The following is a 12,710-nucleotide window of genomic DNA, read 5'->3' as shown; positions in this document are numbered from 1 at the left end:
TTGCCACTTTTTAGCTAATATGGGCATAGAATATCAATATTTAGAGAATATAGGCAAAAATGTTCTATATTTAGTGCTATTATCATTTGTAAAATTTTTGCCTGACCTTACGGAAATGAGCCATTGAGCGAAGAAGCACAGCCCGGTATACAGGGAAGCGAAAAGGATGCGGCAGTAGTCAATATTGGCTCTAAAACCGCAGCCTCAGCTATTCCAGCATCAGCCCCGCGTGCGGGCAAGGTAAAACTTCCTTCAAAATTGGGAGAGCTCCAAATGCGCTTTGAAGCGCTGGGAGTTCAGCAACGGCTTATTGTTGCCGCTGCTTTATTTCTATTCATTTCCGCACTGATTTTTGTCACCTTCTCTGGGCGTAGTAAAGACGATTATCGAGTGCTTTTCTCAAGCGTGAATGAGCGTGATGGCGCTGCCATCGTGGCGGCCTTGCAACAAATGAATGTGCCCTACAAATTTACGGAGGGCGGTGCCGCAATTTTGGTCCCTGAATCGGCAGTCTACGAAACCCGTTTACGCTTGGCTGGTCAAGGGTTACCCAAGGCCGGTAACGTTGGTTTTGAGTTGCTTGAAAACCAAAAGATGGGCACTAGCCAATTTGTTGAGCAAGTCAATTATCAGCGCGGTCTCGAAGGCGAATTGGCTCGCAGCATTAGTTCCTTGGCGCAAGTTAAATCTGCACGGGTGATGTTGGCGATTCCAAAACAAACTGCCTTCATGCGTGAGCAGGAAAAGCCCACCGCATCTGTGGTTGTGACCATGCACCCTGGCCGTTTTTTGGATGCTCAACAAGTCGCTGCGATTACCAATTTAGTGGGATCGTCTGTTCCTAATTTGGGTCCGGCTAACGTGACTATTGTGGACGCCGAAGGTAGTCTTCTTGCGCCAAATGCTCAGCGTTTAATGGGTTTAGACAGCAACCAACTTAAGTACGTAGCGGAATTGGAAGGCGCCCTCTCAAAGCGCGTGCAAGCTATCTTAGAGCCTGTTACTGGTAAGGAAAATGTTCGCGCTCAAGTGACGGTGGATATGGATTTTGGAGAGCTGGAGCGTACCCAGGAAACTTTTGGTCGAAACTCCCCACCGAATCAATCCTCGATTCGTAGCCAGCAAAGTAATGAGGCCGCAACACCAAGTTCGTCCGCATCAGGTGTGCCAGGTGCACTTACAAATCAACCTCCTGGTGGTGGTCAAGCCCCTATTAATGCCCCAGGAGGCGTTGCAGCAAACACTGGCCCACAAAATCTGAATGCACCACCATCAAGCTCGAGTTCGTCAGCGAGCAATATCAAAAAAGATATGACGGTCAACTATGAGTTAGATCGTGCGATTGAGCGAATAAAGTCCGAAAAGGGCAAAGTCAGAAGAGTATCTGCTGCAGTGGTGGTCAATTATAAGCAACCAACTGGTATTGACAAAGATGGTAAGCCATTAAAACCTGTGCCATTTAGTGCCAAAGAGTTAGATCAGATTAATAATCTTGCTCGTGATGCAGTTGGATACACAGAAAAGCGTGGCGATAGTGTGAGTGTTGCTAATATTCCCTTCAAGCTTGAGGTTCCAGAAGAGCCTGCGTTTTACAAGCAACCAGGTGTTATTGAACTTAGTAAGGAATTCTTCAAATTTGCCATCATATTGGGATCGCTTGGCATCATGTTCTTTGGTGTAGTTAAGCCCTTACTATTTCCAAAGAAAATCGACGATGCATTGGAAGAACAGCGCATTGAAGAAGAGTTTGACGAGAAAATCAAAGCAGAAATGGCTCAAATGGATCCAAAACTACGCGAAAAACGGCGTATGGAAATGGAGCTATTGAAAGAGCGTCAGCGTATTGCTGAAGAGGAAGAGCGTCAGCGTATTGAAGAAGAGAGAAAGCGCATGGAGGAAGAGCGTCTTCGTCAAGAAGAAGAGAAAAAGAACGAATACGACTCGCTTCTCAAGTACGCAACCGATTTTGTTGCTGAAAATCCAAAAGTGGTATCCGGCATCTTTAAAGAGTGGTTGGCTGCGGATGCCGAAAAAACGAATAATGCCAATGCAGCTGCTGCTGCTGCAGGTTGAGATAAAGAGTAGAAAACATGGCTGATGAAGAAGTAGCAGCACCGAAAAGCCTCTCGATTGCAGAGGCCTTAAAAGAGGGCGTCAAAAGCGCTACTCAAACTGGCGCTTTAACCTTTGAAGAGCTGGATGGGGCTTCCCGTGCTGCCGTAGTTCTATTGGCAGTGGGTGCTGAATCGGCTGCAAATGTTTTGCGTACGATGACGCCATTTGAGGTGCAAAGACTTTCCGGAAAAATGGCAGTTGTGCGCTCTTTGAGTCGTGATTTGGTTTTACAAGTGCTGCGGCAATTTAAAGATGTCACTCAGAATAATTCTCATGTGGCGTTTGATACAGATGACTTCATGCAGAACATGCTCACTAAGGCGATGGGTGCCGAAGGTGCCTCAGACTTGCTCGGTCGTTTGGAATCTACACTCGATATGTCAGGCATTGAAACGCTCAAACGGATGGAGCCTGATGTACTCTATGAGATGATCAAGGGTGAGCATCCGCAGATTGTGGCAACTGTGATGGTGTTCTTGGAGCCTGGCCAAGCCGCTTCGGTCTTAAAGCTCTTCCCAGACGATTTGCGTAATGAATTAATTTTGCGTATTGCCTTGTTAGAAAAAGTCCAACCTGCTGCATTGAAGGAATTGAACGAAGTCATGTCACGTTCTGCTGGTCCTGATGCCGACTTCCGTCGCAGCACGGTTGGTGGTGTAGTGCCTACTGCTGAAATTCTGAATATGCTCTCTGGCGGTCTTGATAAGCAGGCGCTTAAAACGATTCACGACTTTAATGCTGAGTTGGCAGATGCCATTCAGGAGAAGATGTTCGTCTTCGAGGACTTCAACGATATCGAAGACCGTTCTTTGCAAACCTTGCTCCTGGAGGTCCCGCAAGAAACCTTGGTTATGGCCCTCAAAGGGGCAAGCCCAAAATTGCGCGAAAAACTCTTCAAGAATATGGCCAAGCGTGCTGCCGATGGCGTTCGCGAAGACCTGGAGACCCGTCCACCAGTCAAGGTGCAAGAAGTCGAAGAGATGCAAAAAGAAGTTATTCGTATCGCACGTACTTTGGCAGAAGAAGGCCGCATGATTATGGAAAGGGGTAAGTCAGCCGATGCCTTCCTCTGATGAGGACTCTTTGCTGACGAGGTGGGAGCCACCCTCCTTTGATCCTCCAAAGCCCCCAAAGCCTCCTAAGGTTCCAACAGTCCTTTACCCTACAGTTGAGGAGGTAGAGGCGATTCGCGAGAAAGCTTTTAAAGAAGCATACGAGCTAGGAAATCATCAAGGGTTTATTGAGGGTCGTGATGCCGGATACAAAGAAGGCAAAGAATCGGGATATCGTGAGGGGTACGAGCAGGGTTATGCCGATGCCGATACCGAAACTCGGCGACTCCAAAATGCGCTTGGTCAATTGCTTGAGGCGCTAAGGGGTATGCCCGAAGCCATTGCTCAGCCCTTGACTGAGTTCACTTATGAAACAGCATCGCGTTTGGCTGCAAATGCCTCCATGGAGCGTGCGCCATTTGTTGCTGCAGTTCAAGAGGCATTAATGCGTTTACCGCGTCCAGGTGAAAATCTGTATCTACGTCTCAACGCAGAAGAGGTAGAGGTTTGGAGAAGAATTGTTGAGGATCCTGGTTTGCCTTTTAATTGCACCATATTGGTTGATGCGGACATTGGTCCAGGGCATGCATATGTGGAAGTCAGTGGGGCACGAATTGATGTTGGCAAACAGGCTCGCATTGCATTGGTTCGCGCTGCACTAGGATTAGATCGAGAAGGTAAAGAGCAAGAGTTAGAGGGTCTAGCTTTGGGGTATCAAGACAATCCCAATTTATCTAATGATTCCGACCAAGATGGGTCTCATCATGCCCCCTCTTCGGATGATGAGGAAAAGCCCGAGTGAGTCAGTTGCAGCCGGGTGAATTGGCAAATCAGTTAGAGATGCGCAAGCAGCATTTGTTGGAGACCCCGCTGTCAATTCGCGAGGGAAAGCTAAAGCGTGTGTCTGGCATTGTGCTTGAAGTAGAGGGATTGCCAATGAGTATTGGCGCTGGCGCAATGATCCTTTCAGAGATCGGCGGTAAAACCTATGATGCTGAGTGCATTGGTTTTAACGGGGCAATTACGTATCTCATGCCGATTGATGCGATGGATGGCATTTCTCCTGGGGCACTGGTTTATCCAACAAACACGCCATTCAATTCGGGAAGTGGATACACCTCAAATAGCATTGGTGATCCATTACCGATTGGTGAGGATTTGTTAGGTCGCGTTGTCGATGGTCTTGGCCGACCGATTGATGGTAAAGGTTATGGTGAGAAGCAACTCACACCCATTATTCAACGAACTTTAAATCCTTTGGATAGAATACCGATTCATGAGCCTTTGGATGTCGGTATTCAAGCGGTGAATGGATTATTAACCGTTGGCCGTGGCCAGCGTGTTGGTATTTTTGCGGGTTCTGGCGTTGGCAAAAGTGTGTTGTTGGGAATGCTGGCGCGTAATTGCGTTGCCGATGTGATTGTGATTGGACTTGTCGGGGAGCGCGGCCGGGAAGTCAGAGAATTTTGTGAAGACACCTTAGGTCCCGAGTCCTTTAAGCGTTCAGTGGTGGTGGCAGCTCCTGCAGATGCCTCACCTTTGGCGAGATCAAAAGGCGCATCCTATGCCACAGATGTAGCGATTTGGTTTCGAGACCAAGGTAAGCATGTGGTGTTAATTGTTGACTCATTAACACGCTACGCCATGTCTTTGCGAGAGATAGGTTTGAGCTTGGGCGAGGCCCCGGTGGCACGCGGCTATCCCCCTAGTGTATTTGCCAGAATGCCCGAATTAGTTGAGCGTGTTGGTAATGGTGCCAACCCTAATGGATCCATTACGGCCTTTTACACAGTCCTTTTAGAGGGCGATGATACGAATGACCCAGTAGCCGATACGGCTAGAGGAATCCTAGATGGACATTTTTTCCTCTCCAGGGAATTGGCTGATAGCGGCCATTACCCAGCGATTGACGTTGAAAAGTCCATCTCCCGTGTGATGCCCAAAGTAGTCTCAAAAGAGCATTTGTTATCAGCCCGTCGTTTAAAGCAGTTATATAGTCGTTATATGCGAGGCAGAGACTTAGTCTCAATGGGCGCATATATTGCCGGTACGGATCCAGACTTGGATGCAGCTTTAGCAGCTTGGCCCAAAATACAGGCGTTTTTGCAACAAGATGCAGAGGTGGCGATTCCAATTGATCAGACTGAGAACCTGCTGTTTGAGATAGCTCCACCAATGGTCCAATAACTATTTCGGTTTAGAAATGACAGCCATCGAACTATTACTTCGCTTAGCAAAAATCCGTGAGGACCAAGCAATGGCTAGGGCAAAAAGGGCGGCCAGCCAAGTAAATCAGACAAAATCCTTTAAAAATCAAGTGCTTGAGTACGCTAAAGAATATGAGGGGCAAATGTTAGCGGCCACTTCAGGAAGCTTGCCTATTGCTTTTATTCAGGACGTCAATGCTTTCAGAGAGAAGTTAATTCAAAGCTCGGTTGAGATGGATAGTCAAATTCAAGGGCTTGCTAGAGCTTCCGAAGAGACATTGATGACCGCTACCCAAGCAAGAATGCGTACGCGTGGGCTGACAAAATTGGTCGAGAAAAAACGCCAAGAAGCTAGGCTAAAGAAGGCCAAGGCAGAAATGAATCAGTTTGAGGATAACTACGCTGGAAGGCTAAGTGCCAATTCTGGCACGAAAGATGCATAGTAAGAAGTGTTCCTTTTGGAGAGGCTATGCCAACAGTAAGTCAAATTCGGATGCAAGCAGCAGCTAATAGCGTAAATAGCGCTATGGCTAAGCCTGGCTCTATGCCTGGCAGCTCTGCTACGCCCGGTGGATTTGAGGCTTTCTTGGCAGCTTTAGACCAAACGCAGATGGCACGTCTGAGTGCTAGACGTGATTCTGATCGTTTTGGAGGCCAAAATGCGTTACCAGGAGCACTGAGGGGGCAAAATTTGCCTACTTCAGTCAAAAATTCATCAGACCCTGCAAAAAATTCCGAACCATTGCAGCTATTAATGGCTCAACTAGCAGCTCAAAGCTTGGCCGCTCAAAATGCAGCAGTTCAAACCTTTAATGCCGCAAATCAGGCATCACTTGGTACAAATGGTTCGAATACTGATTTAATGGCGTTGATGGGTCAGGTAGGTCAGCCAATTGATGCTAAGCAAGCAGCACTCATTAGCCAGGCATTAACTAAAGCAATGAAGGCTAGCGGTCAAACACCGGACGCCATGATGCAAAGTCAGGTAGCGGCCTTACTGCAGTCCATACAAGGTGGTGCGGTACAAAAATCCCAAAACTCCCTCTTGAATCAGACTAATAACCAAACGCCTGCTCAGATTGCTAGTGCGATTCAAGCTTTTGCTCAGAAAAACGGCATTAGCCTTCCACCTGAGCTTCAGACTCAATTAACCATCCTTATCAATCAAGGCAACGATCAAGCATCTGGCATTAAATTGCTTGGTGTTCAGGGTGATGCCACCCTACAGGCCGGCACTGTTGATCCCACTAAAGCGACTACTATTCAAAACTTGACTGAGGCTAATAAAGCTCAGGTTGTGCCTGGCGCAATGACTAGCTCCGCAGAGAAATTGCAAAAAGGAAAAACATTAGAGACCCCACTTGCTTTAAATGCGATTAGCGATAAGTCACGTAATCCAAAATCAGGCACATTGATTGATGATGCAATCTCAGCAATGGCTAAGGCTCAAAATGAGTCGGTTAAATCCACACATGTCGACCATTTGAGCGCGCAAGATAACCTTACTCAGCCAGATTTCAATGTGTTAGGTGCGGCAAACAGCAATGGAGGTCTCATAAGGCTAGATGGCAATCCTACAGCCTCAGCGCAAAAACTGGAGCTGAAGGCTTCAGACGTTTCACTCCTTTCTGGACCCTTGCATTCGGAAGTCATGAGTGCCGCCAAATCTGGAGGGGGCAGGATTATGTTGGAGTTAACGCCCCCTGAGCAGGGAACAATCCGCATTGATTTACGTATCAACTCTGCTGGTCAGGCGCATTTGATAGTTGAGGGCGCTAGTGACGCCACCAAGTCACGCTTGGATCAGGGCGGTCAGAACCTAAAAAATGAGTTTGCCCAAATGGGCCTTAACCTCTCTTTGGATTTGAGGCAGGGCACTCAATCGCAGCATATGCGTGATCAAGCATCTTTTGGCGGTCGTCAGCCAGGTTACACCGGCATTTCTTCAAATACGCAAGGCTTAAGCTCGGTAGTCTCGGTCAATTCCATTGGTTCAGGTGATAATAGGGAAAATAGCAGTGCAGTTCACCTGTATGCTTGATATTATTGAGCATTAAGTTAAGAGGAATAGTAATGGCTGATGAAGAGCGCATCGAACCAACTTTAGATCCAAGTGCAGCCGCCCCGCAGGCCGCCCCTCCCGCTCCTGCGGTTGGACACGATGCCGTTGAAGACACTCCCAAGTCTAAGAGTAAAGTCAAACTTTTTGCCATTATAGGTCTAGTGGTTGTCATTGTAGGTGGTATTGGTGGCTATATGTATAGCCAACATGCTGCTGAAGAAAAACATCGTCTCGCTGAAGAGGCAAAGCGACCAGAAAATATTCTCAAGAAACAACTTACAGAGCGTAAAGAGAATGTACCTCCAATCTACATACCGCTTGAAGAAATGGTGGTCAATTTACCAGGTCGTGGTGGCGAGCATTACTTGCAAACCAAAATTGTGTTGCGAACAAGTGATTCTTCAACCGAAGGCAAGATCAAAAACTTCATGCCTGTAATTCGCGACAAGATCATTACTGTTTTGTCTTCGCGTCAAATGCAAGAATTGGCCACCGTTGAGGGTAAGGTAATGATGGCTCGCGAGATTGCATTAGTGATTAACTCCATTATCGCGCCACAATTGACCGCAATTTATGTCTTGCAACAGCAACCTGGAACCGCTGATATGCAGAATCTTGAGCGTATTGGGGCTATGCCAAAAGAGACTTCATCTGGGCAAAAGATCACGGGAGAGGCTGCTAGGGCGGCTGCAGAATTTTGGAATGTCACCGAAATGGATTTGCCAGTGCAAGCTGTGTTGTTTAGTTCGTTTGTAATGCAATAACCAATCTTCCCTAGAAAGTCCATTTAGGAAATCATGGCGGCAGATGAGATAAATGTCGAGATGAATATTGACGCTGAAGATCAGCGTGCAATGTTTGATAAATCGAAAATTATTGCTCGGCGCCGCATGCCGACGCTGGAGCTCATTCATGAGCGTTTCAGTCGTGCCGTGCGCTTAACCCTCTTTAATATGATTCGTGCGCCGATCGAGGTGCAAATGCATCTTCCGATTGTAAAAAGCTATCAGAAGTTTGTAGATGAATTCCCTGAGCGCACCAATATTAATATTGTAGGTATTCGTCCACTGCGTGGCGTTGGGTGCTGGATTGTCGATCCTGGAGTTGTATATATTGCTATTGACAATATGTTTGGCGGGGAGGGGCGCCTTGCCCCTCGCTTAAACTTGCGTGAATACACCGCTACAGAATTGCGCATCATTCGCCGTCTAGTAGATGCTTTCTTGAATGAGTATGAAAAAGCCTGGAAGTCTGTTTATGAAATTAAATTTGACTTCATGCGCCAGGAAACTAATTTTGGATTTGCCAAAATTACATCGCCTGGTGAAATGGTATTACATTCCAAATTCACGATTGAAATTAATGGTCGTCCAGGCGATATCGATTTGTGCATTCCATTTTGGGTCTTAGAGCCCGTCAAGAGTATTTTGTACAACAATATGCAGGGTTTTGCTACAGAGCCAGACCAGCACTGGACCGATCTTTTGAATGACCAAGTTCACGAGGCCCCGGTTACCGCGGTAGCGGTTTTGGCGCGTAAGCAAATGCTATTACGAGAAATAACTTCTCTATCAGTTGGGGATATTATTCCGATTGAGATCAATGACCCCGTAACCGTTTATGTTGATGGTTTACCGGTTATCAAGGGCCAATATGGCACAAAGGATGGTCGATATTCCGTGAAAGTGGGCACAATTCAGCATCCTGCTGAGTTCCTTAAGAGCCCGCTTGAGAGTGCCCGCCTCGGTCCAAGCATGATGCGCAGCGCTGAAAAGGGTGAGCTTTATGAGCAACTGCCTGAAGCCGCCCAAAGTCATGCTGAAAACCTGGCATCAATGGCGTCTGGAGATACAATGAATACTGTTGCAGATGGCGTAATGCCAGATGGCCCTAACGCTTAAATAGCATTCACGCATACAAAAGGCAAAACAGAGAGTCCCCATGGCTGAAAATGACAATGATTTAGCGAAATCGCTTACCAGCACTGACGTATCTGGTTCATTGCGGAAGGCAACCTTTAATACTTTGGAAGATGGCGCCAAAGCTGGTGCCGATTTCAATGAGATTGATTTGGTCATGGATGTTCCAGTTCAGGTCACTGTTGAGCTGGGTCGAGCAAAAATGCAAATTCGCAACCTACTCAATTTGACTTATGGTTCTGTAATTGAGTTGGACATTTTAGCAGGCGAGCCTCTAGAAGTTGTTGTTAACGGGTGCTTGGTGGCTCAAGGTGAAGTGGTTATTGTTAATGATCGCTACGGTATTCGCTTAACTGATATCGTGACTCCTGCTGAACGACTTCGTAAGATCAATCGCTAATCGAACATGGGCTCCTCGGTCGGAGGTATGTTGCTCTTTTCATTTATTTGGCTTGCACTTGCAGCAGCTCTCATTTGGGTAGTTGCCTTTCTAGTTAAACGTGATAGCGCAATACGGGCAAGTAATCCACATGTCAAGATTTTGGCCCAGCAAGCTCTTGGTCCTAGAGAGCGGATTATTGTAGTGAATGTTCTCAATCGAATATTGGTTGTGGGGCATACTCCTTCGCAAATTTCGTTGCTTACAGAGCTGGAGCCAGAAGATGTGGCCAACTTAAAGCCACAAAGTCCTAATGTTGATTTTGCAAATAATTTACGGCAATTTGTCAAAAGGAAATTAGGTTGAAACGCAAAGTCTTTTGGTGGTCATTTGCAATCACAGTCATCATCGGGCTGTTTCCATTATTTGCATGGAGTCAAACTTTACCTTTAGTGACTGCTAAACAAGGCGGTGGCGGCACAATCTATGCTGTACCAGTTGAAACTGTGCTGGCATTAACAGCATTAAGCTTCTTGCCAGCAGCGCTAGTATTAATGACTAGCTTCACACGTATTTTGATTGTTTTCTCATTGCTACGACAGGCATTAGGTTTGACGACTATGCCGCCCAATATCGTATTGATTGGGCTTTCTTTCTTTCTGACTCTCTTCATTATGAACCCAGTATTTGAGTCGATTTATAAGAATGCCTATCAACCCTATTCCGCTGGAAAAATGGGCTTTCCTCAGGCGGTGGAAGTGGGTGCAAAACCCCTCAAAGAATTTATGCTCAAGCAAACGAGACGGGATGATTTGAATCTTTTTGCCAAGTTATATGGCAAGGAGATTGAAGCACGTGAAGATGTACCGTTTACAGTCCTGATTCCAGCATTTGCTATTTCGGAAATTAAAACGGGATTTCTAATAGGTTTCGTGATTTATTTGCCATTCCTGGTGATTGACTTTGCGGTTGCTAGTATTTTGACTTCACTCGGTATGGTGATGGTGTCGCCGATGATGTTCTCTTTGCCTTTAAAGTTGATTGTTTTTGCTTTGGCTGATGGCTGGGCCTTACTTTCAACTTCTTTGGTGCAAAGTTACATTAATTAGGTGTCATGGAAAGCGGAGTTATCCTCGATTTAGTATTTCAGGCTCTGCGCATGGCCGGCATTCTTGCGGGTCCGATATTAATGGCGCTCTTAGTAGTAGGTTTAATTATTGGTATTTTGCAAGCTGCTACCTCGGTGAATGAATCAACGGTTGCCTTTGTTCCCAAGCTAATTGTTTTTGGAATAGTGATTTTGTTGATTGGTCCAGTGAGTTTGTCATTGTTTATAGACTACATAAGAGAACTTTTTGCCCGCATCCCGGGTTTGGTAAATTAATCATGTTGACCATAACTGGTCTACAAATCGAGCAGTACATGGCAATCTTCATGTTTGCTTCGTTGCGGGTGTTTGGAATGTTCTTAACTACTCCCATGTTTGCTTTTAGGGCGTTCCCGATGCAGTTTCGTTTATTGATAGCATTGTCGTTCGCCTTCTATCTAATGCCATTAGTTGGCGGTGAGCAGATACCTAATCCAGGAAGCATTACTTTTTTTGCATCCATCATAGAGTTAGCGATTGGCGCTTTCATTGGTTTTGTCATCAGGCTTGGTTTTATGGTGGTTGACATTGCCGCTGAAGTGCTCTCGTTTCAGGCAGGATTTAGTTTTGCCTCGACCTATTTTCGCGATCCAACCTTAGATTCAGGCTTGGTCGGACAATTTTTGGGCCTCACCGTGATTGCCCTAGCGTTTTCACTCAATATTCATTTGATACTGATAGACATCGTTTTGCAAAGCTTTAAAAATATTCCCGTTGGTGCCTGGCCAAGTACTTGGTCCTCAAAAGGGATTGTGGATTTAGTGTCGGCATCCTTTCGTTTGGGGCTCATTCTCTCAATGCCCATCCTTTTGGTCTATATGATGTTTAACCTAACCCAGGCCTTTTTGGGCAGAACGAGTCCGCAGATGAATTTATTCTCTGTAGGCTTTGCTGTTAGCATTCCTTTAGCATTCTTGGTTATATTTATGATTCTTCCAGATTTACAAATCGTTTTGGAGCGATCTCTTGAAAATCCATTACAACTTATTCGCCAAGGCTTAGAGACTCCTAATGTTCAGTAAACCTTTATCCAATATTTTCATGGTCAGCCTATCCCTTGTGACCATCAGTTTTAGTTCCTTAGTACAGGCTCAGGTTTATTCTGAAGCCCCCTCAAGTCCCTCTGTGGAAGATAATCTTAGTTCTGCGCAAAAGAATAAGCTCAATCAAAATTCCCTAGATCAAGCGCCTACTGGTCCAGATGATTGTGAAATGAAGTATCCGTTTCCAGCCACTACTTCGAATAATCCTTATGCGGAAAATGGGGCAGAAGTGTGTAAAAAATTGCAAATTCGTGGTAAAAGGATGATTTGCGAAATTAATGCATTGGTTGCAGAAAAGCCCTCTGGAAGCACAACTGGATCCAAAATTGAGTTGGCAGCTTGGGCGAGATGCAATACAAGTGTGGCGAATATTTTGGTGGACGGTTATTACATGGCTGCCAGCGAAATTGAACGTCGCTTGCAAATCTGCAGCGCCAATTTTTATGCCGATCCTGGCAGAATGCCTAAGCAAGGCTGGTACCAACGCTTTTTAAGATGGGCAACTAGTAACGACCTGACGCCTCCGCCATCGGATGAAGCCCTAGAGGTAGCGTTAAAGCAATCAACTCCACTGGAAAGTAAGCAGGATACCGCTGGACTCATGAAATGCGACTGGATGTTCTCGCGTAGTCGATCACCAGTCATTGATGTTTTGCCTGGGGGAAGTTTGACGGACCCAAGTCCTGCGCCAACTCCTGTTCCGGTAAAAAAAGCTAAACCCAAAAAAGCCACCTCAAATTAAAAAAAGATACCCATTCATTTGGCTTAAGCCTTGATTTATATGGC

14 protein-coding genes are annotated in these 12,710 nt (G+C 46.1%); all 14 read left to right on the top strand.

The features are described 5' to 3' along the window. Nucleotides 1-123 precede the first annotated feature (123 nt). The 14 genes from fliF (at nt 124) to ICV36_RS07980 (ending at nt 12,666) form a co-directional block, all read left to right on the top strand. Nucleotides 124-2,073 carry a flagellar basal-body MS-ring/collar protein FliF gene (gene fliF / locus ICV36_RS08045; protein WP_215400187.1) on the top strand — a complete coding sequence of 650 codons (1,950 nt, stop codon included), beginning with the start codon at nt 124-126 and terminating at the stop codon, nt 2,071-2,073. Between the two features lie 17 nt (nt 2,074-2,090). Further along, nucleotides 2,091-3,188, top strand: coding sequence for a flagellar motor switch protein FliG (gene fliG / locus ICV36_RS08040; RefSeq protein WP_215400186.1), 1,098 nt, complete (start codon nt 2,091-2,093; stop codon nt 3,186-3,188). After that, nucleotides 3,175-3,969 (top strand): FliH/SctL family protein, encoded by a 795-nt coding sequence (locus ICV36_RS08035; protein WP_215400185.1) that lies wholly within the window; start codon nt 3,175-3,177, stop codon nt 3,967-3,969. Before fliG ends, ICV36_RS08035 begins: the two co-directional genes overlap by 14 nt. Next, entirely contained in the window at nt 3,966-5,354 is a 1,389-nt protein-coding gene (locus tag ICV36_RS08030; protein WP_215400184.1) for a FliI/YscN family ATPase, read from the top strand. The genes ICV36_RS08035 and ICV36_RS08030 overlap by 4 nt, the downstream gene beginning before the upstream one ends. Nucleotides 5,355-5,370: 16 nt before the next feature. After that, complete coding sequence (locus ICV36_RS08025; RefSeq protein ID WP_215400183.1) at nt 5,371-5,817, top strand: flagellar export protein FliJ; 447 nt, start codon at nt 5,371-5,373, stop codon at nt 5,815-5,817. Between the two features lie 26 nt (nt 5,818-5,843). After that, on the top strand, nt 5,844-7,415 hold the full coding sequence (locus tag ICV36_RS08020; RefSeq protein WP_215400182.1) for a flagellar hook-length control protein FliK: 1,572 nt from the start codon (nt 5,844-5,846) through the stop codon (nt 7,413-7,415). Nucleotides 7,416-7,447: 32 nt separating this feature from the next. Then, nucleotides 7,448-8,200, top strand: coding sequence for a flagellar basal body-associated FliL family protein (locus ICV36_RS08015; RefSeq protein ID WP_215400181.1), 753 nt, complete (start codon nt 7,448-7,450; stop codon nt 8,198-8,200). A gap of 33 nt (nt 8,201-8,233) precedes the next feature. Further along, entirely contained in the window at nt 8,234-9,337 is a 1,104-nt protein-coding gene (gene fliM / locus ICV36_RS08010) for a flagellar motor switch protein FliM (protein ID WP_215400180.1), read from the top strand. Between the two features lie 40 nt (nt 9,338-9,377). Next, the gene (gene fliN, locus ICV36_RS08005; protein WP_215400179.1) at nt 9,378-9,755 is read left to right on the top strand and encodes a flagellar motor switch protein FliN; all 378 of its coding nucleotides are present in this window, start codon (nt 9,378-9,380) and stop codon (nt 9,753-9,755) included. Nucleotides 9,756-9,782: 27 nt separating this feature from the next. Beyond that, entirely contained in the window at nt 9,783-10,100 is a 318-nt protein-coding gene (gene fliO / locus ICV36_RS08000) for a flagellar biosynthetic protein FliO (RefSeq protein ID WP_215400178.1), read from the top strand. Then, on the top strand, nt 10,097-10,843 hold the full coding sequence (fliP, locus tag ICV36_RS07995; protein ID WP_251374974.1) for a flagellar type III secretion system pore protein FliP: 747 nt from the start codon (nt 10,097-10,099) through the stop codon (nt 10,841-10,843). Before fliO ends, fliP begins: the two co-directional genes overlap by 4 nt. A gap of 5 nt (nt 10,844-10,848) precedes the next feature. After that, a complete protein-coding gene (locus tag ICV36_RS07990; protein ID WP_215400177.1) occupies nt 10,849-11,118 on the top strand; it encodes a flagellar biosynthetic protein FliQ in 270 nt (89 codons plus the stop codon). 2 nt (nt 11,119-11,120) lie between these two features. After that, on the top strand, nt 11,121-11,903 hold the full coding sequence (locus ICV36_RS07985; RefSeq protein WP_215400176.1) for a flagellar biosynthetic protein FliR: 783 nt from the start codon (nt 11,121-11,123) through the stop codon (nt 11,901-11,903). A 103-nt stretch (nt 11,904-12,006) separates the two neighbouring features. Further along, a complete protein-coding gene (locus tag ICV36_RS07980) occupies nt 12,007-12,666 on the top strand; it encodes a hypothetical protein (protein ID WP_215400175.1) in 660 nt (219 codons plus the stop codon). Nucleotides 12,667-12,710 lie beyond the last annotated feature (44 nt).

Origin of the sequence: Polynucleobacter sp. MWH-UH35A (assembly GCF_018687075.1) — a bacterium.
Classification (GTDB): domain Bacteria; phylum Pseudomonadota; class Gammaproteobacteria; order Burkholderiales; family Burkholderiaceae; genus Polynucleobacter.
Note: the sequence above shows the minus strand (reverse complement) of the source record. Positions and strands in the feature narration are given on the sequence as shown.

Excerpts from the sequence above, each read along its gene's own strand:
- fliG (WP_215400186.1), top strand. The coding sequence starts at position 2,091 with ATGGCTGATGAAGAAGTAGCAGCACCGAAAAGCCTCTCGATTGCAGAG.
- ICV36_RS08035 (WP_215400185.1), top strand. The coding sequence starts at position 3,175 with ATGCCTTCCTCTGATGAGGACTCTTTGCTGACGAGGTGGGAGCCACCC.
- ICV36_RS08025 (WP_215400183.1), top strand. The coding sequence starts at position 5,371 with ATGACAGCCATCGAACTATTACTTCGCTTAGCAAAAATCCGTGAGGAC.
- ICV36_RS08020 (WP_215400182.1), top strand. The coding sequence starts at position 5,844 with ATGCCAACAGTAAGTCAAATTCGGATGCAAGCAGCAGCTAATAGCGTA.
- ICV36_RS08015 (WP_215400181.1), top strand. The coding sequence starts at position 7,448 with ATGGCTGATGAAGAGCGCATCGAACCAACTTTAGATCCAAGTGCAGCC.
- fliM (WP_215400180.1), top strand. The coding sequence starts at position 8,234 with ATGGCGGCAGATGAGATAAATGTCGAGATGAATATTGACGCTGAAGAT.
- fliN (WP_215400179.1), top strand. The coding sequence starts at position 9,378 with ATGGCTGAAAATGACAATGATTTAGCGAAATCGCTTACCAGCACTGAC.
- fliO (WP_215400178.1), top strand. The coding sequence starts at position 9,783 with ATGTTGCTCTTTTCATTTATTTGGCTTGCACTTGCAGCAGCTCTCATT.
- ICV36_RS07990 (WP_215400177.1), top strand. The coding sequence starts at position 10,849 with ATGGAAAGCGGAGTTATCCTCGATTTAGTATTTCAGGCTCTGCGCATG.
- ICV36_RS07985 (WP_215400176.1), top strand. The coding sequence starts at position 11,121 with ATGTTGACCATAACTGGTCTACAAATCGAGCAGTACATGGCAATCTTC.